At 37.4% G+C, this 26,175-nt stretch carries 24 protein-coding genes; 15 read left to right on the forward strand and 9 right to left on the reverse strand.

Annotation, left to right across the window (positions count from 1 at the left end; all coding sequences use genetic code 11):
- Positions 1-248: 248 nt before the first annotated feature.
- On the forward strand, positions 249-2,888 hold the full coding sequence (locus H2677_RS06980) for a bifunctional aconitate hydratase 2/2-methylisocitrate dehydratase (protein WP_004911724.1): 2,640 nt from the start codon (positions 249-251) through the stop codon (positions 2,886-2,888).
- Positions 2,889-2,961: 73 nt separating this feature from the next.
- Positions 2,962-3,687 (forward strand): hypothetical protein, encoded by a 726-nt coding sequence (locus H2677_RS06985; RefSeq protein WP_212639463.1) that lies wholly within the window; start codon positions 2,962-2,964, stop codon positions 3,685-3,687.
- 59 nt (positions 3,688-3,746) lie between these two features.
- On the opposite strand, the gene H2677_RS06990 is transcribed toward H2677_RS06985, so the two are convergent.
- On the reverse strand, positions 3,747-5,204 hold the full coding sequence (locus tag H2677_RS06990) for a DASS family sodium-coupled anion symporter (protein WP_212639464.1): 1,458 nt from the start codon (positions 5,202-5,204) through the stop codon (positions 3,747-3,749).
- A gap of 252 nt (positions 5,205-5,456) precedes the next feature.
- On the opposite strand from H2677_RS06990, the gene H2677_RS06995 reads away from it, so the two are divergent.
- From H2677_RS06995 to H2677_RS07005, 3 genes are all read left to right on the forward strand, one after another.
- A complete protein-coding gene (locus H2677_RS06995; RefSeq protein ID WP_130576245.1) occupies positions 5,457-6,440 on the forward strand; it encodes an ion transporter in 984 nt (327 codons plus the stop codon).
- 81 nt (positions 6,441-6,521) lie between these two features.
- Positions 6,522-7,142, forward strand: a complete 621-nt coding sequence (locus H2677_RS07000) for a LysE family translocator (protein ID WP_004953966.1) — start codon at positions 6,522-6,524, stop codon at positions 7,140-7,142.
- Positions 7,143-7,203: 61 nt separating this feature from the next.
- Positions 7,204-7,815 (forward strand): DUF2238 domain-containing protein, encoded by a 612-nt coding sequence (locus tag H2677_RS07005; RefSeq protein WP_212639465.1) that lies wholly within the window; start codon positions 7,204-7,206, stop codon positions 7,813-7,815.
- A 20-nt stretch (positions 7,816-7,835) separates the two neighbouring features.
- Here the strand turns inward: H2677_RS07005 and H2677_RS07010 are convergent, their stop codons facing one another.
- Entirely contained in the window at positions 7,836-9,050 is a 1,215-nt protein-coding gene (locus tag H2677_RS07010) for an MFS transporter (protein WP_212639466.1), read from the reverse strand.
- Positions 9,051-9,295: 245 nt separating this feature from the next.
- On the opposite strand from H2677_RS07010, the gene H2677_RS07015 reads away from it, so the two are divergent.
- Positions 9,296-10,216, forward strand: coding sequence for a LysR family transcriptional regulator (locus H2677_RS07015; RefSeq protein WP_005402501.1), 921 nt, complete (start codon positions 9,296-9,298; stop codon positions 10,214-10,216).
- Positions 10,217-10,289: 73 nt separating this feature from the next.
- Here the strand turns inward: H2677_RS07015 and H2677_RS07020 are convergent, their stop codons facing one another.
- Together H2677_RS07020 and H2677_RS07025 are read right to left on the reverse strand one after the other, a co-directional pair.
- Positions 10,290-10,745 (reverse strand): DUF441 domain-containing protein, encoded by a 456-nt coding sequence (locus H2677_RS07020; RefSeq protein WP_005402502.1) that lies wholly within the window; start codon positions 10,743-10,745, stop codon positions 10,290-10,292.
- 195 nt (positions 10,746-10,940) lie between these two features.
- Positions 10,941-11,801: a heme oxygenase-like domain-containing protein gene (locus tag H2677_RS07025; protein ID WP_005402503.1), complete on the reverse strand. Its 861-nt coding sequence runs from the start codon at positions 11,799-11,801 to the stop codon at positions 10,941-10,943.
- A 446-nt stretch (positions 11,802-12,247) separates the two neighbouring features.
- Between H2677_RS07025 and H2677_RS07030 the strand changes: the two genes are divergently transcribed.
- Complete coding sequence (locus tag H2677_RS07030; RefSeq protein WP_004953978.1) at positions 12,248-12,808, forward strand: TetR/AcrR family transcriptional regulator; 561 nt, start codon at positions 12,248-12,250, stop codon at positions 12,806-12,808.
- A gap of 118 nt (positions 12,809-12,926) precedes the next feature.
- On the opposite strand, the gene H2677_RS07035 is transcribed toward H2677_RS07030, so the two are convergent.
- Positions 12,927-13,706 (reverse strand): ferredoxin--NADP reductase, encoded by a 780-nt coding sequence (locus tag H2677_RS07035; protein ID WP_004911671.1) that lies wholly within the window; start codon positions 13,704-13,706, stop codon positions 12,927-12,929.
- A 100-nt stretch (positions 13,707-13,806) separates the two neighbouring features.
- Here H2677_RS07035 and tsaA point away from each other — a divergent pair, with 100 nt between their 5' ends.
- Positions 13,807-14,529: a tRNA (N6-threonylcarbamoyladenosine(37)-N6)-methyltransferase TrmO gene (tsaA, locus tag H2677_RS07040; protein WP_212639467.1), complete on the forward strand. Its 723-nt coding sequence runs from the start codon at positions 13,807-13,809 to the stop codon at positions 14,527-14,529.
- Positions 14,530-14,553: 24 nt separating this feature from the next.
- Here the strand turns inward: tsaA and H2677_RS07045 are convergent, their stop codons facing one another.
- The gene (locus tag H2677_RS07045; RefSeq protein ID WP_212639468.1) at positions 14,554-15,819 is read right to left on the reverse strand and encodes an MgtC/SapB family protein; all 1,266 of its coding nucleotides are present in this window, start codon (positions 15,817-15,819) and stop codon (positions 14,554-14,556) included.
- 233 nt (positions 15,820-16,052) lie between these two features.
- Between H2677_RS07045 and H2677_RS07050 the strand changes: the two genes are divergently transcribed.
- From H2677_RS07050 to H2677_RS07065, 4 genes are all read left to right on the forward strand, one after another.
- Positions 16,053-17,810, forward strand: coding sequence for a GspE/PulE family protein (locus tag H2677_RS07050; RefSeq protein WP_004962328.1), 1,758 nt, complete (start codon positions 16,053-16,055; stop codon positions 17,808-17,810).
- Between the two features lie 85 nt (positions 17,811-17,895).
- Entirely contained in the window at positions 17,896-18,261 is a 366-nt protein-coding gene (locus H2677_RS07055) for a NirD/YgiW/YdeI family stress tolerance protein (RefSeq protein ID WP_099948561.1), read from the forward strand.
- A gap of 103 nt (positions 18,262-18,364) precedes the next feature.
- Positions 18,365-19,024: a response regulator transcription factor gene (locus H2677_RS07060; protein WP_099948562.1), complete on the forward strand. Its 660-nt coding sequence runs from the start codon at positions 18,365-18,367 to the stop codon at positions 19,022-19,024.
- A 4-nt stretch (positions 19,025-19,028) separates the two neighbouring features.
- Positions 19,029-20,369 carry a sensor histidine kinase gene (locus H2677_RS07065; protein WP_212639469.1) on the forward strand — a complete coding sequence of 447 codons (1,341 nt, stop codon included), beginning with the start codon at positions 19,029-19,031 and terminating at the stop codon, positions 20,367-20,369.
- Between the two features lie 79 nt (positions 20,370-20,448).
- Here H2677_RS07065 and hemP read toward each other — a convergent pair whose 3' ends face one another.
- Positions 20,449-20,619 carry a hemin uptake protein HemP gene (hemP, locus tag H2677_RS07070; protein WP_004638676.1) on the reverse strand — a complete coding sequence of 57 codons (171 nt, stop codon included), beginning with the start codon at positions 20,617-20,619 and terminating at the stop codon, positions 20,449-20,451.
- Positions 20,620-20,795: 176 nt separating this feature from the next.
- Here hemP and H2677_RS07075 point away from each other — a divergent pair, with 176 nt between their 5' ends.
- On the forward strand, positions 20,796-21,704 hold the full coding sequence (locus H2677_RS07075) for a thiamine phosphate synthase (protein ID WP_212639470.1): 909 nt from the start codon (positions 20,796-20,798) through the stop codon (positions 21,702-21,704).
- Positions 21,705-21,708: 4 nt separating this feature from the next.
- On the opposite strand, the gene H2677_RS07080 is transcribed toward H2677_RS07075, so the two are convergent.
- A complete protein-coding gene (locus tag H2677_RS07080) occupies positions 21,709-22,269 on the reverse strand; it encodes a tetratricopeptide repeat protein (protein WP_004953994.1) in 561 nt (186 codons plus the stop codon).
- Between the two features lie 20 nt (positions 22,270-22,289).
- Positions 22,290-24,695, reverse strand: coding sequence for a penicillin-binding protein 1B (gene mrcB, locus H2677_RS07085; protein WP_112986731.1), 2,406 nt, complete (start codon positions 24,693-24,695; stop codon positions 22,290-22,292).
- A 234-nt stretch (positions 24,696-24,929) separates the two neighbouring features.
- Here mrcB and H2677_RS07090 point away from each other — a divergent pair, with 234 nt between their 5' ends.
- Complete coding sequence (locus tag H2677_RS07090) at positions 24,930-25,838, forward strand: NAD(+) kinase (RefSeq protein ID WP_005402512.1); 909 nt, start codon at positions 24,930-24,932, stop codon at positions 25,836-25,838.
- Complete coding sequence (locus tag H2677_RS07095; protein WP_004911635.1) at positions 25,835-26,107, forward strand: YeaC family protein; 273 nt, start codon at positions 25,835-25,837, stop codon at positions 26,105-26,107. The genes H2677_RS07090 and H2677_RS07095 overlap by 4 nt, the downstream gene beginning before the upstream one ends.
- The last annotated feature ends 68 nt before the right edge of the window (positions 26,108-26,175 follow it).

Raw genomic sequence — 26,175 nt, forward strand, 5'->3', positions numbered from 1 at the left:
AAAAGACAACAAGAGTTGTCTTTTTTTATGTACCTAATTCGTTGTTTTATTAGGCTTTGATCTAAGACCAAAGCGGTATTCAAAAGTGACAAACATTTCGCTATAAAATAATGGGCATCACGTAGAAATACGGTAGTTCCATTAACTTTTAAGTCGAAGTCTAGTAAAATTTTGCTGTCCATATTACTTGTAGAGCTTGAAAAAAGCTGGAACTTACAAGTAATTTTTTAAAAAAGAGGAATAACACTGTGCTAGAAGCTTACCGCCAACACGTTGAAGAACGTGCCGCACTCGGAGTCCCACCGAAGCCGCTTGATGATGCTCAAACTGCTGAACTTGTAACTTTATTAAAAAATCCACCAGCAGGCGAAGAAGCATATTTAGTAGATTTGCTTGAAAATCGTGTTCCAGCGGGTGTTGACCAAGCTGCATACGTTAAAGCTGCTTTCTTATCTGCGGTTGCGAAAGGTGAAGCGACTTCTCCACTTGTAACTAAAGAACGCGCAGTTTACTTACTAGGCACGATGCTTGGTGGTTACAACGTAGCTCCTCTTGTTGATCTTTTAGATAACGCTGAGCTTGCTGAATTAGCAGCTGAAGCATTGAAAAAAACACTTCTTGTATTTGATGCATTCCATGATGTAGCAGACAAAGCTAAAGCAGGTAACGTTGCTGCTAAAGCTGTATTGCAATCTTGGGCTGAAGCAGAATGGTTCACAAGCCGTCCTGACGTTCCAGAAGAAATCAAAATCACTGTGTTCAAAGTAACAGGTGAGACGAATACTGATGACTTGTCTCCAGCTCAAGATGCTTGGAGCCGTCCAGATATTCCGTTACACGCTAACGCAATGTTGAAAAACGAACGTGATGGTATCAACCCTGAAAAACCAGGTGAAGTTGGTCCATTAAGCCAAATCAAAGAATTGATCGCGAAAGGCAACCAAGTTGCTTACGTGGGTGACGTTGTTGGTACAGGTTCTTCTCGTAAATCTGCAACTAACTCTGTACTTTGGTTCTTCGGTGACGAACTTCCACACATTCCAAACAAAAAAGATGGTGGTGTGTGCTTAGGTTCTAAGATCGCTCCAATTTTCTTCAATACAATGGAAGATGCAGGTGCATTACCTGTTGAAATCGACGTTGCGAACATGAACATGGGCGACGAAGTTGTATTGAAAATCGATCACGCTGCTGCAAAAGTTACAGCGTTTAAAGATGGCGTACAAATTTCTGAAGCTGAACTTAAAACTCCAGTACTTTTAGACGAAGTACGTGCTGGTGGTCGTATTAACCTGATCATTGGTCGTGGTTTAACAGCTAAAGCGCGTGAAGAATTAGGTCTTGAGCCTTCTACTTTATTCCGTACTCCAGTACAACCTGCTGACACTGGTAAAGGCTTTACACAAGCTCAGAAGATGGTAGGTCGCGCATGTGGTCTTCCTGAAGGTCAAGGTATCCGTCCAGGAACTTACTGTGAACCTAAGATGACTACTGTTGGTTCTCAAGATACAACTGGTCCTATGACTCGTGACGAGTTAAAAGACTTAGCGTGCTTGGGCTTCTCATCTGATCTAGTGATGCAGTCTTTCTGTCACACAGCTGCGTATCCAAAACCAGTTGACGTAACAACTCACCATACATTACCTGACTTCATCATGAACCGTGGTGGTGTATCTTTACGTCCTGGTGACGGTATTATCCACTCTTGGTTAAACCGTATGTTACTTCCAGATACAGTAGGTACTGGTGGTGACTCACATACTCGTTTCCCAATCGGTATTTCATTCCCAGCGGGTTCAGGTCTTGTTGCGTTCGCAGCAGCTACTGGTGTTATGCCACTTGACATGCCTGAGTCTGTACTTGTTAAGTTCAAAGGTAAAATGCAGCCTGGTATCACTTTACGTGACCTTGTACATGCGATTCCTTACTATGCGATCAAAGCTGGTGACTTAACTGTAGAGAAGAAAGGTAAGAAAAACATCTTCTCTGGTCGTATCCTTGAGATCGACTTAACAGAAATGGAAAATGACTTGACTGTTGAGCAAGCATTCGAACTTTCTGATGCATCTGCTGAACGTTCTGCAGCTGGCTGTTCAATCACTCTTTCTGAAGAGAAAGTTGCTGAATACTTACGTTCTAACATCACAATGTTGAAGTGGATGATCGCTGAAGGTTATGGCGATGCTCGTACACTTGCTCGTCGTGCTGAAAACATGCAGAAGTGGTTAGATAACCCAAGCTTATTAAAAGCTGATGCTGATGCTGAATATACGAAAGTATATGAAATCGATCTTGCTGACATCAAAGAACCTATTCTTTGCTGCCCGAACGATCCAGATGATGCAAAACTTCTTTCTGACGTTCAAGGTGACAAAATTGATGAAGTATTCATCGGTTCTTGTATGACTAACATCGGTCACTTCCGTGCAGCGGGTCAATTGTTGGATAAAGTACCGAGTGGTTCATTATCTACTCGTTTATGGTTGGCTCCACCAACTCGTATGGACGAGCACCAATTGATGGAAGAAGGCATGTACAACATCTATGGTCGTGCTGGTGCGCGTACAGAGATGCCAGGTTGTTCATTGTGTATGGGTAACCAAGCACGTGTAGCACCGAACACAACATGTGTATCAACTTCTACTCGTAACTTCCCGAACCGTTTAGGTCAAGGTGCAAACGTTTACTTAGCTTCTGCTGAGCTTGCATCTGTAGCTGCGGTACTTGGTAAATTACCAAGCCCAGAAGAATATCAACAGTACGCGTCGCAAATCGACAGCGCTTCTGCTGACATCTACAAATACTTAAACTTCGACAAGATGAGCGAATATACAAAAGAAGCTGATCAAGTTGATACCAAGAAAATCCAAGCTGCTCAATTGACTTAATTTATTGATAATTAAGTTTTAATGAGTTAAAAATAAGGGCTGATTAATCAGCCCTTATTTTTGAGTAATTAGAATGAAAAACTTTTATGACTTAGAACAAAAATACTTAAAAATACTTTCTAAAGTTGACGAGTCTTTTTTTAATACACTACATGATTATAGTAAGTATAAAGAAGGATTATCTGGTCTTTTTCTTGCTAGTGAGCCAGATCATTACTGGACTGCTAAGAATAAAATTATGATTGTGGGTGCTGAAACTAGGGGATGGAACATCACGTTAGATCAAGTGTATTCTTTAGACCACTACATAGTTAAATCAATTGAAAAGAATAAGAGCTTTTTCCAAAAAATGATGCTTGAACCTAGAACTAAGAAAGTTACCTTTCATGATTTCACGCGAGCTATTGCGGACAAATCTGGTGTTGAAGGATTAATTTACTGTAATTTATTTTGTTTTGCATGGAAGGAAAAAAGCCCAATAAAATCAAAATATTTCGAACAGATAAAAAGTATTTCATTTGAACTACTAAATGCACAAATTGAGTATTTTGAACCTAATATCATTATTTTAGCAAATGGAAGCCAGAATACTATTTATAGAAGGGAGTTTTTTGATCCAAAATTATATTCCCAAGGGCAGGATTATAAAGGTGAAAGCATAGATAAAAATCAACTCTATAAATTTATATATGATCAAAAATACTTGTGTTACAGAATACAGCATCCATCTACGATTAGAGGAAAAGTAGCGGCTTTGGCTGCACGGAAAAAATTAATATCGTTACTTCCTGAAATATAAATAGTATTTTTTAGTTATACGGGCATTTCAATTGGAGTGAAATACTCGTGTAAATCAAATCACCAATAACCCAATACTTTCCACCACAGTCCGCCAATCACCACAAAGATGATGATATTAACGACACTCATCACAAAACCAGCTTTCCACCATTCACCAAGTGTGGTGTAGCCTGAGCCAAAAACCACAGGGGATGTACCAGTCGCATAATGGGTTAAGGTCATCATGATACTGGAAGCGGCTGCCATCATTAAGGCAAACAACATCGGTGGCGCACCCAATGCGAGTCCAGCCGTATAAAAAGCTGCAAACATGGCTGTGATATGAGCTGTGGTACTGGCAAACATATAGTGTGCATACAAATAGGCGAGCATTAACAATAGACACGCAGGCATCCAGCCTAGACCTAATGAACCGATACTATTTTCCAAGATACCTGAAAACCAAGTGATTAACCCGAGTTTATTTAAATAAGTTGCCATCATCACTAAAGCTGCGAACCAAGTGATGGTATCCCACGCACTTTTTTGCGTCAGGATATCTTCCCAAGTTAAAACACCTGTGAGTAACAACAAAGTCAAACCAATAAATGCTGTGGTAGTTGGATCAACAGCCCACGCTGAACCCAAGATCATGGCAGGAATACCTGCCCACAACAGCAATAAGATTCCGAAAACACCAAGCATAATGATTTCATCTTTACTCACTGCGCCCATTTCTTTGAGTTTTGTTTTTGCAAATTGAGCTGCATTTGGAGTTTCCTTCACTTCAGGGGGATACATCCAGTACATGATCAATGGCATGACGATTAATGCAACTAAACCAGGGAGTACCATTGCAATCGCCCAAGTACTCCAACTTAATGAAATCTGACTATTGGTTGCCTTCGCCACGAGATCAACGACCAATGGATTAGGTGCTGTAGCTGTAATAAACATTGCTGAAGTAATTGGATTGGCTTGGTAATTCACCAAAGCTAAAAATTTCCCCATACGACCTTGAGTTCCCTTTGTAGGGTCAGAGTCATAACTGGTAGAAATTGCACGTACAATCGGGTGAATAATTCCACCACCACGTGCAGTATTACTTGGAGTAACTGGTGCAAGTATCAGCTCAGATAGCACCATGCTATAACCGATCCCGATGGTCTTTTTGCCCCAAACAGCGATAAATAAATAGCCTAAGCGAGCACCTAGTCCAGTTTTCTGTAATCCTTTGGAGATCATGATAGAAATACCGATCAGCCAAATGAGCGGATTAGCAAAACTACTTAAAGCGTCTTTTATAGCATCACTGGGATTGTCGCTAGTGACACCTGTAGCGGCAACCAAAGTGATAGCAAGTATTGCAATAGCCCCGATCGGCATAGCTTTACCAATAATAGCGGCAATTACACCAATAAACATAGCGAGCAGATGCCATGCCTGAGGACTAACACCTGACGGCACAGGAATAATGAACCATATGATTAAAGCGATACCAATTGAAATCAAAGTGGGAATAGGTTTAAAGCCCATATAAATTTCTCGTTCTGTTCATGTGTAAGATGGAATTTGTTTTTATAAAAGTGATAGGTTCAAATCATTTTTGAGATATGAACTTGATTAAATGATAATTTATAAGCAAGCAAACTACTGTTGCTGCAAAGTTATTTTTTATTCTTAGCAATGTGATTTACCGAAATAATTCAGGAAATGCCCAAATATCGTATCCAGTGCTTGATCAACATGATACATTTTTGTCTTGGTTGAGATAACTATAAGTATGGTATGGCAAAGCTTTCAATAAAACGGTTAAGACTTTTTGTTTATAACAATTTACAAAATGATGATCATCAAAGCACCTTTAGTTTGTGCGTAAACTATTTTTTGATTTTTTTAATCGTTGGAAACGTTGCGGCAGTTATTTTGGAGTCGATCACTGAACTGTATTTGGCGTACCAAGTCTATTTTGATGTGTTTGAAAATATATCAATCGCTCTATTCTCCATCGAGTACGTACTTAGACTGTGGAGTATTGTTGAAAAGGAACCTAGTCTTCCAGCAAGCCAACAGCGTTTGAAATGGATGCGTAGCGGGGGGGCTATTATCGACTTGGTTGCAATTTTACCTGCTTATCTTAATTTCTTCGTGCCAATTGATTTACGCGTGCTGCGAATCTTACGTTTGTTGAGACTACTTAAATTAACCCGCTATTTTGTGTCATTACAAATTTTACTCAGGGTCATCAAGCGTGAAAAAGGATCATTCCAAGCTGTTATTTTTATCTTAGTGATTCTTATCGTGATGGCTGCCTCTGGTATCTATGTAGTCGAAAACAAAGCACAGCCTGAAGCATTTAGTTCAATTCCTCACGCGATGTGGTGGGCAGTCGTTACGCTTACAACAGTAGGGTATGGTGATGTTACGCCTATCACAAATATGGGTAAGTTTTTAGGTGCAATTATTACGATTTTAGGTGTGGGGATTGCAGCTTTACCTGCGGGTATTTTGGCTTCTGGTTTGGCTAATGAACTCAATCAACGAAATCAGCGTTTGGAACAAGAGTTCCGTGAGCTTGTTCAAGCGCAGGGTTTTGAGGTGGTTCACAATACGATCGAATTAGAAAAGTTAAGACAGCGAGTAGGATTACCCAAAGAGCAAATGCATGAAATTATTATCCAACTTTTGCGAGAGCATGTCTTAGAAGAACAAGAGCAACAAAACTCAAAGAAACACTATTGTCCTTATTGCGGCGAAAAGCTACCAGAATAAAAAGTTTTATTGTTTGAAATAAACTGACTTAATTGGCTGTTATAGTAAGTGTAAATTTGAACAATTGCTTTGATTTTGTATATGAGTTTACTGACCTTTTTTTCTTTTGTTGTTTATTCTATTGTCACGTCTATAACACCTGGACCCAATAATATTATGTTGGCGGCATCAGGTTTGAATTTTGGATTTAAGCGAAGTATTCCGCATATTTTAGGCATCGGATTTGGCTTTGGTGTGATGGTTATGCTTGTTGGGTTCGGTATAGGAGCCACACTTGGACAATCTCCTTTGATGTATGAAATACTGAAAATAGTTGGGATCGTATATTTACTTTATCTAGCTTATAAAATTTATGGTGCAGGACGAGTAGATGGAGAAGAAAAGCCTGAAAAGCCATTAAGTTTTATGGGGGCTGCCTTATTTCAGTGGGTTAATCCTAAGGCTTGGATTATGGCATTGGGTGCGATTGCAACCTATAGCTCTGTAAATAGCCATTTAGCTGAGTTTGTTTTTATTGGTGCGATTTTCGGATTGGTTAGCATTCCTTGTGTTGGAATCTGGGCCTATATGGGGCAACGCTTACAAAGTATTGTGAATGATCAGAAGAAGGTTCAATATTTTAATACAGCTATGGCATTATTATTGGTTATCTCTGTGGTATCGCCGATTGTTGAGTCATTTAAATTTTTCTTTTCGATCTAAATACAGATTAATATGGACATGAAGAATGTCCTTAAAAAAATTAAAGAATTGAGGGGCGATGATGAATCAAAAATTAGTGTTGTTGTTTGCGATGCTCTTTTTAGTTTTGAGTTTAATTATTTCAGGAATTGATCCTTTTGACCGTGGTACATGGTTCATGGAAGTATTACCTGTATTAATTGTCGTTCCACTATTGATTCACACTTATAAAAGATTTCCTTTGACTAATCTTCTCTATGTATTGATTTTTATTCATTGCATGGTATTGATTGTTGGTGGAACATATACCTATGCACGTGTGCCATTTGGATTTGAAATGGCTGCATGGTTTGGTTTAGACCGAAATCCTTACGATAAAATTGGGCATTTTATGCAAGGTTTTGTTCCAGCAATTGCAGCACGTGAAATTTTGCTGAGAAATGGCATCTTGAAGCATGGAAAAATGCTGATTTTTATTGTCATTTCTATTGTGCTTGCGATAAGTGCTAGTTATGAGTTAATAGAATGGGCGGCAGCACTTACGCTTGGTGAAGGTGCAGAAGAGTTTTTAGGAACACAAGGTTATGAGTGGGATACCCAGTCAGATATGTTTTTCGCCTTGATTGGATCGGTCAGTGCTTTGTTTTTGTTGTCAAAATGGCATGACCGACAGCTTTATAAGTTAGTACACTAACGAAAAAATTCGTCAGTCTGTCATTGGAGAATAACAGACTGTTTATTTGCTGAATATTTAGCGTAGGCAAGGGCGATTAATAAAATAATTAATCCGCCTAAACTCAGAACAAAGCCAACCCATATTGGCGCTAACCATCCCATATTGTGACTCAATACCCATCCACCTAGAAATGCACCTAAGGCATTTGCTAAATTGAATGCTGAATGATTCAAAGATGCTGCTAAAGTTTGTGCATCACCCGCAATATCCATCAAATGTGTTTGTAAGGCACTGCCTAAACCAATTACGGTGAATCCAATTAAAAATAAAGCAAGGATGGCAGTATAAAGATTTGTCATCATAAAGCTTGCAAATACAAAGGCCAATGCTGAACTTATAAGAATACCAATCATGGTTTTGAATAGGTTTTTGTCAGCCAACCAACCAGCTACTAAGCCTCCGATGACCATGCCTGTTCCCCATATTGCTAAAGCGATTGGCACAATGCTGATATCTGCATGTGTATATTCAGTCAGTATCGGAGACACATAGCTATATACCGAGAACATGCCACCAAAACCAATTGCTCCAACTGCCAATGTCAGCCACATATTAATATTTTTTAGCCCAGCTAATTCAGCTTTAATGCTAGCTGTTTTTTGCAAAGGGATATTGGGTACAAATAAACTTACGCCTATCAGTGTAATGAAAGCGATTGTCGCAGAAAATTCAAATCCAGCCTTCCAACCAAACTGTTGTCCTAACCAAGTGGCTATAGGAACACCGATCACATTCGCAATAGTTAAGCCCATCATAACTTGTGCAATCGCTGTTGCACGACGATGTTTACCTGCTAGCTCAGCCGCGACTAATGCTGCTACACCAAAGTATGCGCCGTGAGGAAATCCTGCAATAAATCGAGAAATAAGCATTGCATCTGAAGACGTGGCAAAAGCAGTAGCAGCATTTGCGAGACCGTAAAACAGCATTAGTGATAATAATAAAGTTTTTCTAGGCACTTTAGCACCTAAGATCGCAATGATAGGAGCACCCACCATCACACCTAATGCATAAGCACTGATGAAATAACCTGCATGTGGGACACTGACATGAAGATCAGTTGCAATTTCTTGAATAAGACCCATTGCGACAAATTCAGTAGTACCAATACAGAAACTACCAACAGCCAAGGAGAAAATTACAAGAAATAAGGAATATTGTTTTGTTTGATTCAATTCTGAGGGAGATGACATAACATGTTAAGGAAAAAGTGACGCTACTATTATATTCAAGACAGTTGAAAAATGTGAAAAGGAACGTAAATTAACTCAAGGCATTTGTTAATTCAAAGAATTAGTGTCCTATGTTCACATGAATTTGACACATGATGTATATGATATAAGACGTTTTTTAGACATTTGGAATAGCAGGAACATATAGTGAGGCTAACTCATTAATTTTGTGCTAAGATGAAATAAATTCAATAATGGTTGGTGCTGTGTTAGAGCTTAGACATTTAAAAACACTACTCGCTTTAAGAGAGCATGGCTCTTTGGTTGCCGCAGCGGCAGATTTATGTCTGACTCCATCTGCTATTTCTCATCAGTTAAAAGAATTAGACCATTGGTATGGTGTAGAAGTTGTCAATCGACGTAGCCGTCCTGTGAGTTTTTCTAATGTGGGTGAGCGTCTCCTCAAATTAGCTGATGATGTGTTACCACAAGTTCAAATTGCACAGACTGATATCACTCGAATCGTACATGGGCAAACAGGTCGCATAATTTTTTCTTCTGAATGTCATAGCTGTTTCGATTGGCTCATGCCTTTATTAAATCAATATCGTCAACAATATCCTGACGTAGATTTAGACTTTGCTGCAGGTTTTGAGTCAAACCCGCATGAACTTCTTCAAAACGCTGAATTTGACTTACTGATCACGGCAGATCCAATTGCGCTAAAAGGTATAGAATACTTTCCAATCTTTGAGTATGAATCACGTCTAGTTTTATCAAATACACATCATTTGGTGAGAGCAGAACATATTACCGTTCAAGATCTGGCTGAAGAGACTTTGATTACCTATCCAGTCGATAAGCATCGTTTGGATATTATGGCTCATCTGTTTTTACCCGCGAATATTTTGCCAAAACACATTCGGACTACTGATTTGACTCAGATGTTAATTCAACTGGTAGCGAGTGGGCGTGGTATTGCAGCTTTGCCTGATTGGGTTGTGAATGAATATGAGCAAAAAGGATGGGTGGTGAGTCGTCGCTTAGATTGTGTTTCACCAAAAGGTTTGAGAAGAACGCTCTATGCGGGTTATCGTACTGACGAAAAAGAGAAAAGCTATTTTGAAGGCTTTTTAAAGCAATTAGAAAAATTCTCACAAAAGCGTGTGATGTATTACGAACGTTAATTTGATCGTTTTAAACTCTGCGTTATAGATTTGGTAAATTTATAACAGCATGTTATCTGATTGGTTTGAGATATTAGCTCTTACCAATCAATATCGATAATATGCCTGCTGCAATTAGGGGACCAACAGGTACTCCACGTAATAATGCAACACCCGCGACTGTTCCAATCAATAATCCTGCTACAACGTCTGGTTGGTGACTCATCAATTTCACACCTCGTCCACCTAACCAAGCCACGAATACGCCAACAGCAATTGCCAATAGAGATTTGTAACTTAGGAATGATTTTAAAATACTTTCACCACTGAGTTTTCCACTTGCGATTGGGGAAAGAACACCAATGGTTAATATGATAATTCCGATGTTTAAACCATGTTGCTGAATGTAAGGAAAAAGCTGATTGAGCGGAGTGATTTTCACGATGATTAGTACAGCTGTTGCAATCATAACAGCCGTATTTTGACTGAAAACACCAAATCCTAATAAGATCAGCAAAACTAGAAGATTGAAATCGAAGTGTGCAAACATTGGATTGAAAGGTAATAAAACTTGAATTGTAACGCAATTGGCTACAAGTTTGACAGCTTATGTAAACTTCGCTGTTAAAAGGCAGAATCATTCAGAAACACTAAAAAGATTCGCTTCAAGCTCACTATGATTGGCGAAAGTTTTAAGGTCATCTTAATCCTTGATTTGGAGATGACCTTATTATTAAGAAGAAAATTATGCAAGTTTTCTAAACGATTCAAATTGATAAGTTGCAATTTGTTCATCCCAGAATTGTTGCCATAAATCACAATATTCTAAACAAATTTGTCGGATATAAGGATAGTCAGATTCTACACAGGCTTGAGCTAGAACAAACCAGAGATCATCTTCATGGTCATCGTCAGCAGCTTCAGCAGTTTCATCTTGTGAAACACCATGTACATAGTAGTAACCACTATCTACATTAAAGCCTACAGCTTTAGTTGCTTGACGCAAGGCAGGACTAAAAAGAATAACTTCTTCTTCTGCAACAGCCAATAACGCTGTTACGGCTTCATAACGATCGAAAGCATATTCAAGATAGTTCTTCACTTGTTGAGCAATAATCGAGGGCTGATAATTGTTGCGCTCTGCTTGTGTTAATTCGAAATCATCGAGTACATCTTCAAATAAAGGATAGTGTGCATAATCAGGATTACCAGCATAGTATCCATTGATATCTAAGGCCGGACGATAGCCATACTCATCTAAGACATTGAGGTTGAGTAAGAAGCGGGCATACATCTTTGAACCTGATTTCAGGCGAGGTTCGAGTTGTTTGGTTTGGAATTGAGCCATCAATAAAGCATCTGTAAATACTTGCACTATGGCATGTCGGTATTCAAGATGAATATGTTTTAAGGTTTCTTTATCAATTGAGCCATCATTTAATAGCTGAATTGCAGGGTGTTTAGACACAGGATGTTGTGAAATCTCTTCGCGCAAAGTTTTGAGAAACTGCACGTTCTTATTCCATAAATCCTCAGAAATACTATTTTTCATTCCGTCTATAGCTTTCTGTCTTGGGTTATCAAAATCTTCAAATTTTTTTGGCATAGTCTTCTACTCAATGAATTAATATTATTGCTTTTTCCAATTATATATTGCCGATTTCTTTTGGTCGCTTATAAATATATCTTTTAGTTCAACCAAAAATCTTTTTATTGGATTAATAAAATATAAGACGATTTTTTTTGAAAGCAATTGATTCTCGTTTTTGAAAACAAAGGGATGTACTTAATTAGCTAATTTATTATTGTAAAAAAGTGATTTAATGCACACAATAATGACTGTTTTATTTATAAGAAAAATTTTTTTACAAATTATCTTGTGTATTCCTACTTTTTTGCTTAACTTAATCATGAGTTGTTTAAGAAAAGTTTCCATATTTTCGATAATACTCTTAAAATAATATGAATAAGCATAGTAGCCAGAATTATCCAGCATTTACTATGTCTAAATAATACATTAAGTTTTTTGATAAAATTCTAAAGGATAATAAAATGTCAAAAAAAGAAGATATTATTACAACGGCACTGAATTTATTTAACCGTCATAACTATAGTTCTATAGGAATTGATCGAATTATCAGTGAGTCAGGCGTCGCTAAGATGACTTTCTACAAGTACTTCCCATCTAAAGAGAGTCTAATCGAAGAGTGTTTATCTAGAAGAAATAAAAGCATTCAGCAAGCGATTGAGCAACAATTAAATCAGATTGATGAGGGTGATTATTTAGGAAAAATTAAAGCAGTATATTTTTGGCATGTGTCATGGTTTAACTCGGATGATTTCCATGGTTGTATGTTTCAAAAGGCTTCATTGGAAATTTTACAACAATACCCATCTATTATTGGTCCAATTGTCGACTATAGAAATTGGTTAATGAATTTAGTTGAAGATCTATTTGAAAAGGCAAAAGTATTTCAACCTCATGTGTTAACTACGATGTATATCAATATTCTTGATGGGATGACGACACTTGCAAAGGTAAATCAAGATCATGTTCAAATTGAAGAGTGTTGGTATTATATTGAGCGATTAATTTCTTTAGAAGCTGCTTAATAAATAGTTTTATTGCTCTAAATAATATTATTAAAGATCACTAAATAAGCTATTAATAAGATTTAATAATAAAAAAGCCGGGGATATCTTCCTCGGCTTTTTTATTAATGCATAGGTATTATTTTTCTACGAAAGCACGTTCGATTACATAATCACCCATTACACCCATACGTGGTGATTCAACGAGACCATGTTCATCTAAAAGTGCAGCTACATCTTTCAAGAAAGCAGGGCTACCACATAACATTGCACGGTCAGTTTCACGATTGAAACGTGGCAAACCAATTTTTTCAAATAATTGACCTGTTTCAATAGCAGTAGTCACACGACCTTGTGTATGGAATGGTTCACGTGTAACTGTAGGGTAATATACGAGTTTATCTTTGATTCCTAGCTCTTCGAAAAATTCATGATTTGGAAGCTCATTAAGAATCAAATCTTGATATGCAAGTTCAGAAATATAACGTGTACCGTGTACAACGATCACTTTCTCAAACTTTTCATAAGTTTCAGGATCACGAATAAGTGAAAGGAAAGGCGCTAAACCAGTACCAGAAGATAAAAGGTATAAATTTTTACCAGGCAATAGATCATCATGTACTAAAGTACCTGTTGGTTTTTTTGAAATAAGGATTTCGTCACCAACCTGAACTTTTTGTAAAATAGAAGTTAAAGGACCATCAGGTACTTTAATCGAGAAGAATTCTAATTCTTCTTCATAATTCGCACTCGCAATCGAATAAGCACGCATTAAAGGCTTACCATTCACTTCAAGTCCGATCATCACAAACTGACCATTTTTAAAACGTAAGCTTGTATCGCGTGTAGTTTTAAAACTGAAAAGCGTGTCATTCCAGTGGTGAACATGAGTAATGCGTTCAACGTTAAAAGCAGCCATTAAAGGTCTCGATCACAGTTAAAAGAAACAGATTGCTATTCTAATCTAAAATCATTCTCTATAAACTGAATATATTTAATTGTCTTTATAAGAAAAAGTGATGAATCCCGTTGTTACAATTCCGATCATTGGTTATATGCATTCACCTTATTGTGAAAAATTTGGCATTCCACGACAACCAAATTTGGTTCAGGTGGAGTCATATATCGAAATGATCGAGCCTTATAACGACATATTGGCTTTTGAAGGGATAGATGAATTTAGTCATTTATGGCTACTTTGGCAGTTCCATGACAATAAGCATCAAGCAAACAACACTGATGCTGGACATAAATTTCGAGCACAAGTTCGACCACCTAGATTAGGTGGTAATCAAAAAATTGGTGTTTTTGCCACAAGAAGTATGTACAGACCATCTCCGATTGGACTATCTGTAGTGCAATTCTTGCGTATTGAAAAGTTATCAGATCGTGTTCGAATTTATGTTACAGGTGCAGATTTGTTAGATGGTACGCCGATTGTAGACATTAAACCTTATATTCAATATTCAGATTCTATTGCAAATGCATTAAGTGGATATGCTCAAGCAGAGCCTCAGCGTAAGCAAGTTGTTTGGAGTGAGATCGCATTGCATCAACGACAACAATTTATCCAAAAAGACCAAATACCTATTCGCATATTTAATGAAATGGAGCAAGTATTGGCTTTGGACCCAAGACCTGCATATCATGAGGATGCTGAACGGATTTATAAAATGAAGTTTTCCCAATTCGATGTAAACTTCAAAGTCATAGCGAATACCATCGAAATTGTGAAACTTTAATGTCAGCTTTGGCTATTATATTTATCAGCGGGATACCCAAACTAAAATAACTAAAATAGCCATATGAAGAATCTGTGCTGGAACGAATGCAAGTGCATATTTATAACCGCCTGTAAGTCCAGCATTAATACTTTTTGATATCGCGTGGGCACATAGACCAACCATTAAAGCAATTAGCAATGGCGTTGCCTGAGCCGTATTTGGATCGCCTTGGACGACTATTGCGGCAATTGCCGCATGAATTTCAAATAAAGAGGCGATGAATGTTCCAATAATAAGTCCGCTATTACCTAACCATAAATTTAAGCCATAGACGGCTGCTTGTATGGTGGATAATGCTACTGTAATGACAATCGCATTTTTAAAACTAAACATACGACTTTCATCAGTTTTTTGATTTAGCTCATTTTTGGTAGATTTACGCAACAGGTAAATAGACCATGCAAATAGTAATAAGGTCGAAATTAAACTGGGTATTAAAAGAAGCTCTAACCATGCCATGCTGATACTAGCGACGATAATCAGCATTTGAACTAAAGTTGCAACGCATGACATGAGCGCAGCACCTGCATTGATTTTAGGGTCGGCATGATTATTACGAACTTCCATACCTAAATTTGCGACAGTTGCAGTACTTGATACAAAGCCTGAAGCTAAGTAGGAAAACACGATCGCATTTCTAGAAGATAACAAGCGTTTAGCAAAATGAGCTAACGCTTGAACCAATAAAATCAAGCTGAGTAACTTGAGAATCGTATAAGGATTTAAAACGGGTCCCCAATACGCTTTATCAGGTGCTAAAGGTAATCCAATAAGAATAAGTGCCAATAATAAAACACCATCCCTTAATTCAGTCTCGCTAATCCATTGATTAGCTAATCCATGTAATGTTTCTTTTGCAAAGAGCAGTATAGTCAAAGTGACAGCAAGACCTGCCGCTAAATTGATATTCCAAATACATACTGCACCTATAAAATAGGTCATGATAAAGGCAAGTTCTGTTGTAACCCCTGGATCATCTTGTTGATTACGTAGCGATGCAATACTAATTGCACCGACTAGAATTGCCCCCGTGATTCCAATTTCTAAGTTAAATAAAAAACACAACGTACCTAAAAGTGAGGTGATTGCAAAAGTTCTAAAACCTGCAAATGTTTTAGTTTTATGTCTACTTTTACTGCGTTCACGTTCTAAACCAATCAATAATCCACAGCCCAAAGACACTGCAAAAATCATCATAAGTTGGCTGAATGATGTATTTTGTATCGAATAATTCATGAGTTCAGCCATAGTTTATCTCTGTTGTTATATGTTCATCATGCAGCATTGATATGGAAGGATGAAACATTTCAAATATTTAATAGTTTCTAAAACTTATATCACAATTTTACAAAGTTTATAGTCAAATTATTGAACTTATGTCTATGTTTTCAAGGCGTATTTACTGAGTTGGAATCTACAAAATGATCTGACAGATTCTGCTGGTTCTCTGTTATATTATAGAAATTAGTTGGGGTATAACAATGACGTTTAACTTTGAAATCGATATTTTTTGGTGTTTAGAACAATTACAAAAAGACGGAAGAATTAATGAGCGTGATAAATTATTGGTACAAACTACACATCGCCAAAAAGAACAATTGAAATGGCATCCTCTTCAATGGATAGCAAACTTTAATTTAAAAGACCAGCTAAATGCTGGGCAAACCTTAACACTAAATCGGTTATGTCTATGGTTGGCTGAAAAGTCTCAAGTTCCTTTGTTTGTTATTGATCCATTAAAAGCTGACGTAGCAGTTTTAACTGGGGTTATGTCGCAGGAGTTTGCTGTACGGAACCATATTCTTGCTGTTGAAGTACATGCAGATCGTATTCTGATTGGTACGGATCAACCATTTTCTTTGGAGTGGAAAAATAATTTAGAGAGGAGCCTCAGTCCTAAAAAAGTTGAACCCGTTCTCCTCAATCCTGAACAGCTTCGTCGCTATTTGGTTGAGTATTATCAAGTCAGTCGAGCTGTAAATTCCTCTCAAAACTCTAGTCCTTTCGATCGAGATAATAAGGGTGTTGAAGCTCTATTACAGCTTGGTGATACCCAAAATCCTGATGCTAATGATCAGCACATTGTTAAATTGGTGGATTGGGTGTTGCAATTTGCTTTCGAGCAAGGTGCTAGCGATATCCATCTAGAACCTCGCAAGGAAAAGGGTAAGGTACGTTTTCGTATCGATGGTGTATTACATACAATTTATAATATGCCTGCAAATACTCTCACAGCAGTGATTTCACGGATTAAAATTCTTGGTCGAATGAATGTCGCTGAAAAACGTAAACCACAAGATGGTCGTTTGAAAACACGAACACCTAAAGGACAAGAAACAGAGTTACGTTTATCAACTTTGCCTACAGCATTTGGTGAAAAGTTGGTAATGCGTATTTTTGATCCTGAAGTATTGGTTAGAAGTTTTCAACAACTGGGATTCGAAGGACATTTATTACATAGTTGGCAGCAATTAACGCAACATAGTCATGGGATTATTTTAGTAACAGGTCCAACAGGCTCTGGTAAAACCACAACTCTATATTCCTCATTGAAGCAGTTAGCTACTGAACAAGTGAATGTATGTACGATTGAAGATCCAATCGAAATGTTGGAGCCGAGTTTTAACCAAATGCAGGTTAATCCAACGATTGAATTGGGATTCGCAGATGGTGTACGAGCTTTGATGCGTCAAGACCCCGATATCATCATGGTGGGTGAGATTCGTGATCACGATACTGCAAATATGGCAATTCAAGCCGCACTCACAGGACATTTGGTACTCTCAACTTTACATACCAATGATGCACCTTCAAGTTTAACTCGTCTGCATGATTTGGGTGTTCAACCATTTTTAACAGCTGCTACCATTCTTGGTGTGTTGGCACAACGGTTGGTCCGTCGTTTATGTCCGCAATGTAAACAAGAAACCTCAATGAATGAACAAGAGTGGGAACACCTGACTTTTGATTACATTATGGAAATGCCTGAAACGATGTATAAGGCGGTTGGATGTGAAACCTGTCGTCATACAGGTTACAAAGGTCGTGTAGGAATTTATGAGTTTATGCCAGTGAGTCTAGAACTCAAATCTTTGATTAGTGCACATGGAACTTTGAATGATTTAAAAGTACAGGCAAAAAAAGAGGGTGTTGAACCTTTGAGAATTGCAGGTGCACGTAAAGTGATTGAAGGCGTAACAACTTTGGAAGAAGTACTCCGTGTCGTACCATTGAGTTAAGCAAAATAGCAATCTTAAGATTCACCTCATCTAGCTTTGTTTAAATAGCTTTATCAAAAGTGAATACATAAACAAGGGTAAATAGATGAATATGTTCTCTAAAATTGCTGTAATTTCAGGCTTAGTTGCCACAACAACATTTGCTTTAGCGAACACGGGTGCAGTTAATCAACAGGCTTTAGCACCAACACAAACGACATCAGTTAAACAAGCTTTGACACTTAAAGATGATTCACCTGTTATGCTCAAAGGTTATATTGTGAAAGCAACCGGTGATGAAAAATACCAGTTTAGTGACCAAACAGGTTCTATGACTGTCGATATTGATGATGATTTATGGAAAGGTAAACCAGTATCTGCTAAAACTCCTGTGACTTTGATCGGTGAGATTGATATCGATTATAAGCCTATGAAACGTGTTGAAGTTGATGTCGATCAAGTGCAGTTTTAACTGATTAAATTAAACAAGCCATATGAGAAATCATGTGGCTTTTTGCTAGTTTGATCTTTTCAAGGCATCATAGATTGTAGTCATTCATTATGAGAACCTTATTATGCGAATTTTATTAGCAGAAGATGACGCTTCTCAGGCTGAAAGTATTAAAGACTGGCTGGAAATGGATGGTTATAGTGTTGATTGGGTTGAACGAGGCGACCACGCTATCTTGGCAGTAAAACAGCATCACTATGATTGTATTTTGCTGGACAGAGGTTTACCTAATGCATCAGGTGATGACATTCTGAAGCGTATTCGTGAACAACATTTGTTGATTCCAGTGATTTTTATCACTGCAAAGGACCATATTCATGATCGTGTGGAGGGATTAGATTTAGGAGCAAACGACTATTTAGTTAAGCCTTTTAACTTAGAGGAACTTTCTGCAAGAATCCGCGCACAACTAAGACAATCTCAGAAGCAGACAGGAGCATATCTTTGTTTTTCTGATTTAAAACTCGATCCTAATGCGAAGACCGTTTTGAAAGCAGGTGAAACGGTAAATTTAACTGCTAAAGAGTTTCAAATTTTATATAAGTTAATGCAAAATCCAAATCATATTGTCACCCGTGAGCAACTCGAAGAATCATTATATGCTTGGGGAGAGGAGATTGAGAGTAATGCGATAGAGGTCTTTATATATCAAATTCGAAAAAAAATTGGTAGCCAACTAATCAAAACTATTCGTGGTTTAGGTTACAGAATGAACTTGGGTTGAACCAATGAAAACAGTCTCATTGCAAAATCAATTAATTAAGACCTCTTTAATCAGCTCAGTCATGGTAGGCAGCTTAGCGCTACTCATATTTGTAATTGTCTCTGTTTACCAAACCATGCATGTGCAAGATGAAATCATGGATGAGATATCAGATATGCTGCTTCTTTCTGACCTAACCACGAGCTCAGGGAAGCAAATTGATGAGTTAAGTGAACAATTTGATATTCAATACAGATTGAAAAATTCACAACTTGTTTTAACACAATCAGAAGGTTTTCCATTAGATCAAGAACCTCACATTTTTCCTAATGATCATCATCAGTACGGATTCTTTTGGCAGAATCATCAATTGTGGCGGAGTTATGTTGCGAAAGATCATCAAGCAAATATGAATGTATTGGTGATACAACCGTTAGAGGAAAGATTTGAGGAGTTATTGCATAGTTTTGCAGCTTACTTTTTGATTCTGCTTATGGTGTGGTCATTACAATGGATGATCTTATATTTTTTAATTAAGCGACAGTTTAAAGTAGTACATCAACTTTCTACGCAAATTTCAGCAAAAAATGCAGAAGACTTAAGTCCCATTAAGTTTGCTGAATTTGAGGTGAAAGAATTACAACCAATCCTAGCTCAATTGAATTATTTGCTTAAACGTTTAGATAATTCATTAAAAGCAGAACAACGCTTTACTGCTGATGCTTCCCATGAGCTAAGATCACCGCTCTCTGCGATTCAGTTGCGCCTACAATTATTACAACGAAAATATCCAGAACGTGCAAAAGAGCTAGATAGCATACAATTAGATGTCTCTCGTGGAATTCAAACGCTGGAAAATTTACTTTTACTCGCGCGTTTAGATCCTGAACATCCAGAACATTTGCCAAAGACATATTTTGATTTAAATGAGATGATGAAACTTCTTTTATCTGACTTTTCAACTGCGATCGAAACAAAAAATTTGGAAATTTTTTATAAAAATATCTTAATTGATAAGAAGTTAGATATTTTTGCTAATGAACAATTAATTTATACCTGCCTGCGAAATATTTTAGATAATGCAATTCGATATTCAGAAGCAAATTATCTAATTCATATAAGATTTGATGATGATTCAGATTACATTAATTTAACAATCGAAAATCAAGGTGCTGGACTCGATACAGAAGTGTTAGAACGTTTAGGTGAGCGATTCTTTAGGGTGTTGGGAACGAAAACACAAGGTTCAGGTTTAGGGTTATCAATTTGTAAAAAAATAATAGAACTTCATCGTGGTAGGATCACTTTTGCACAATCATCAATTGGTGGATTAAAGGTACAAATACAATTGCCTAAAACTATTTAACGAACAAAAAGAGCAGTACGCGCTGACATACTGCTATTCCCACGTTTATTGTTCTTATACGTTTATTCTTCTATTAATCTTATTTAGTTAAAATTAATCGATTGTTACGAGTAAGGCGTAGGCGATACTCTTCACCTGCATGCATGATACGAATTTCACGTCCTAAGGCAAACAAGTTGTTTGAATGTAACATTGGCAAAGATTGAGCTGAATCTGTACTGCGAGTAAAAAGATTAAAAGGTGCGTTCATTTGTTATGCTCCGTGGTGTGTTTTTTAATGTTTTAAATGATAATCATTATCGAATAGGCCTGTCAATGCAAATTTCATTATTTTACAAAATGATCAAATTATTTATTCTTTGACATGTGAATTGGGTTACAAACTCATTAGAATGAATTTTAAAATATCAAGGATTTTAGATGGTTATGGCAAAAGCTACTGTTGATGTTGCAATCGCAATTCTATTACATAAATCTAAAGTGCTAGTTGGATGGCGACAAGCAAACCAACATCAAGGTAATAAGCATGAATTTCCTGGTGGGAAAATTGAGGAAGGTGAAACACCTGAACAAGCTTGCCGCAGAGAGGTCTATGAGGAGGTAGGAATCGGATTAAAGGAGTGGCATCAGTTCGATGTTATTCGACATGAATATGACGATATTATTGTTACTTTACATATATTCCATGCGTATGTTCCTGATGAGCTTTTAAATTTAATCCATCAACCATGGTCTTGGTTTAGTAGAGATCAACTCGCGTACTTAAACTTTCCAAAAGCAAATTCAACGATTATAGAGCGATTGATCTGGTCTCACTTGATCAAAATTAGTGATCAAGTTGATGAATTACCGAAAACTAATTCACAAATGTATTTACGTATAGAAAGTAAAGACATTGAAAAACTTCAACAGCAATTAATTAAATTGTCTGAACAGCAATTATTGAAGTTGATTGTTAATGTGGATGTTTGGCAACAATTAAATACAGTGTTGCAAGAAAAAATTAAAACAGTCCACCTTAAACAATCTCAGTTAATGCAACTGAAAAAGGGTGATTTGGTTGTAGCTAAACGTTATATCGCTGCTTGCCATGATGCTGTTTCAGTACAACATGCGCATCAGATTGGGTGTGATGCGATTTTTTTAAGCCCTGTAAATCCGACAGAAACTCATCCAAATAGCAAAGTACTTGGTTGGGATGGATTTGCAGCATTAGCTCAAAAGAGTGATATTCCAGTTTTTGCTCTAGGAGGTGTTGCACCAGCAGATTTAGAACAAGCCCAAAAACACAATGCTTATGGGCTTGCTGGAATACGACAATTCAGTTCAATTTAACCAATTAAAGAGCTTGAATTGCTCGACGTGCTTCTTGAGCTTTGACAGGATGATTTCGTGCTTCGCTGGCTTTAAGTACGATCATCCAGAGTTGTTTTTTCATTGAGTTGCTTTGTGCATAACTTAACCCACGACGTGCTAAAGCTTCAGCATTTGCATACTGTTTGCGTTGATCTGCAATTAAGGCTAGATAAAGGTAAGTTTCAGACGCTTGAGGTGCAATACGCTGAGCCTGCAAAGCATATCGTTCAGCTTCAGCGAGTTGCTTCTGTTTATATGCCGCTTGAGTCTTCTGCATTAATGTTCTAAATGCAGGTAACTGACTCCCGTCGTTAAATTTCTGCTGTACTTTTTGTTGTGGTACAACAACCTCCACATTTTTACGTTTTATTTCTTTTTGCTCATAAGGTGTAATTTTTACACCCGAAGAAGGTGGTGTAACCTTCTTCTTTTGAGTTGTGGTGGTTGGTGACTGATTCGTCGGTTTTGAAGTGCTCTTTTCAGGTGTTAGGGTACAGCCACCCATAACTAACATAGCAGTAAGTACTGTTACTTTTTTCATCATTTCAAATCATTCCTTTGAGTTTAATTCTCGCCGTTGTAGCTACCGCTAGAAATAATTCTTGTAGAGGAGTGATTTGATAAATCATTGTCCATTTCTGTTTCACTTTCTCGAATGTAGTTACTAATACCATCGCTTTCATTGCCTTGATTGTCTTCAGTCGATGGGTTGTAAGTCGGTTCAACTTCATAGTGCGATAAACCACAAGTAGTAGCTCGACGGGGAACTGTTTGGCGAAGCAAAGGAATATACATTGCACCATCACAACCTTGAGCAGATAAATCACCGCTAGCACTATCAATCCATTGCCATTGAACATTATCTGTTTGACGTAAATTCACGGGTTCTTGGCGAAGTTGCTTCATGACATTCGTCCAAACAGGTAAAGCGCCTGATGAACCTGTTAAACCTGTTATTTTGTTGTCGTCTAAACCTAACCAAACTACCGCAACATGATTACCAGAATATCCTGCGAACCAAGAGTCACGCGTATCATTTGTTGTGCCTGACTTACCAGCTAAATTTAGAGACTCAGGTAAACTGCTATATGCTGAACGACCTGTACCTGAACGCATTACTTGTTGTAAACCATAATTCAAAATATATGCCGCAGCAGGGTCAATCGTTTGTTGTACGTTTAGACCATATCGTTCTAATAAACGACCTTTAGCATCAACAACAGTGCGTATTGAGCGAGGTGGATATTTGAAACCACCAGTAGCGAAGTTTCCATAAATACTTAATACCTCCATCGGTGACATATTGACTGCACCTAGATAGATTGAAGGATAAGCTGGAATGTCTGAAGTTACTCCAAATTGCTTTAATTTATTACTAAAGGTTGATAAGCCAAACTCATTGGCAAGACGTACTGTAGATAAGTTGTATGAATTTGCTAATGCCTGTTGCATTGGTACTACGCCATGTTCGCCACCACTATAGTTTTTAGGCGTCCAACTTTTATCTCCATCAATAGGGATATTGACAGCAGTATCTTCAATAGGGGTAGCCCATGTGTAGCGACCAGATTCTATTGCATTCAAATAGATAATTGGTTTGAGTAATGAACCAACCTGACGTTTAGCATCAAGTGCGCGGTTAAATCCAGTAAAATCTTGAGTAGAACCAACAGCTGCGATTAACTCACCATTTTCAGGATGGGCAACAAGAACAGCACCTTGAAGGTTCTTTAAACGAGAAGGGTTGCTACCTGCTAAGCGTTCTACAGAGCTTTTAAAAGCACTTTGAACTTGAGTTTGAGCTATTGGATCAAGTGTCGTAAAGATTTTTAAGCCTTGATTGGTAATATCACTTTCTTGATATTCTGTGCGTAGTTGGCGACGAACAATATCAAGAAAATCTGGGAATTTAGCAGGTCCTAAAGTTGGTTTACTGACAACATTTAAAGGACGTGCAATTTCATCTTGATATTCAGCTTCTGTTAAATAGCCCATGACCAACATGTTATTCAATACGATGTCACGACGTTTTTTAGCTGATTCTGGATTGCGCCAAGGATTGTATAATGATGGACCTTGAACCAAACCTACTAAGAATGCTTGCTGAGAAATATTAAGTTCACGTAATGGTAAACCAAAATAAAATTGTGAAGCTAAACCGTAACCATTAATTGAGTAGTTGCCATTTTGTCCAAGATTAACTTCATTTAGATACGCTTCAAGAATTTCATCTTTGCTGTAATGAAGTTCAATCAATAAAGCCATTAACGCTTCATTTACTTTTCTTTTGAGCGTTTTTTCAGGAGAAAGGTAGAAGTTCTTGACCAATTGTTGTGTTAGTGTTGAACCACCTTGTCGTTTTCCGCCAGTTGCGTTACTCACTAAAGCACGAGCTGTACCACGAATCGAGACACCATGATGTTGATAAAAATTTCGATCCTCTGTTGAAATGAGTGCTTCAATCAACGGTTTTGGTACTTTATTTAATTTTATGAGTACGCGATCTTCATTATGTTGAGGGTAAATACCACCAATCAATAAAGGCTCTAAACGAGCAACACCCGTATTTGATGGTTTAGTTGATCTAATTTCACTCACTTGACCGTCGATAAATGCAACTTCAAGCACTTGCTCTGGTTCAGTTGTATCACCGTAATCAAAACCACGAGTGTGGACATACATTTGATTACCTTGAACAACATAGCTTCCAGATTTATCGTAATTAGAAGTGTTTTTATAGCCCAAGAGTTTTAACTCTTGAGTAAAATTCTCTTGAGTAATCGGCGCGTTCGCATAGATTTCTAAAGGACGAGCAAATACTTTGGCAGGAATATCCCAACGCTGCCCCTCAAACTTATTGCGGATAATATTATCTAAACGGATCAAATAGATACTAAAAGCAATAAATACACCGATCACTAAAATTGAAAAAATTAGTGCTAGAAAACCGATACCACGTTCACACTTCATAGATTTGCGATAAAACCAAAACAATGAGGGTAATGATGCGATAGCTTATAAGCAATTTGCAATCATAAAACTGTCAATAAATAGCAACATGAAATAAAAACTTTAAGAAAGTGTTGACATTATTCGTATAAAAAAACAACGGATATACATTTTTATACTTTTTAATCAATCATCAACGAAATTTGCACTGTTAATGATATGATAGGCAGGAATCGCGACGGAGCTGAATTATTCGTGCAAATTTCACATAAATCCTTTCGAAATATTGGTCTAATTGGGCGACCAGACAAGTATTCTGTTGTAGAAACGTTATGTTTAATCCATGATCATTTGATCACTTTAGGTTTAAACCCTGTATTCGACCAAGAAACTGCACAACTAGTTCCGTATAGTCATGGACAAACAGTTAGCCGAAATTTACTTGGTGAAGTTGTAGATCTCGTGATTGTTGTAGGAGGGGATGGTTCTTTACTCCATGCAGCACGTGCTTTAGTTCGTTACAACACACCAGTGATTGGGATTAACCGAGGGCGACTAGGATTTTTAACTGACATCAAACCTGCTGAAGCAATTTTTAAACTTGATCAAGTTTTGCAAGGACATTTTCAGTTAGATCGCCGTTTCTTATTAGAAATGGAAGTAAGAACTAACAATGAAACGATTTATGATGCAATTGCATTAAATGATGTAGTTTTGCACTCAGGAAAATCAGTTCATATGATTGATTTTGAGCTGAGCATCGATGGTCAGTATGTTTATCGACAACATAGTGATGGTTTAATTGTTTCAACGCCAACAGGTTCAACAGCATATGCTTTATCTGGTGGTGGACCTATTTTACATCCGAGCATGGATGCGATCGCTTTAGTTCCGATGCACCCACATACGCTTTCATCAAGACCAATCGTCGTTGGTGGGCACAGTGAAGTTAAAATTACGATACGAGAAAATCGCGTATTACCGATGGTGAGCGCAGATGGACAACACAGTGTGGCATTAAATGTTGGCGACACAGTGCATATTCGTAAACATCCGTTTAAACTAAGCTTATTACATCCACCTGGTTATGATTTTTATATGGCTTGCCGTACTAAACTGGGTTGGAATCAAGATTTTGAATCTTTTCAACAGGATGAATCATGAATATTGAACAAATGCTCGCTATTTTAAATCCTGAAATCGTTGAGCGTCTTAAAACAGCTGTTGAAATTGGTAAATGGCCAAATGGTATTGCATTGACTAAAGAGCAGCGCGAGATTTGTATGCAAGCTGTATACGCTTGGGAAATGGAAAATTTACCTGAAGAACAGCGTAGCGGTTATATCGATCGTGGTACAAAAGAAGAAGGTGAGGAATGTGATGACGATCATCACAAGAATGAACCTGAATTTAAACCGATTCGTTTTGTTTAAGAAAAATTGAAATAAAAATGCCCTAGATTGCTAGGGCTTTTTATTGTTATTACTAGTTTAAAATTTAA

The organism is Acinetobacter junii (genome assembly GCF_018336855.1).
GTDB lineage: Bacteria > Pseudomonadota > Gammaproteobacteria > Pseudomonadales > Moraxellaceae > Acinetobacter > Acinetobacter junii.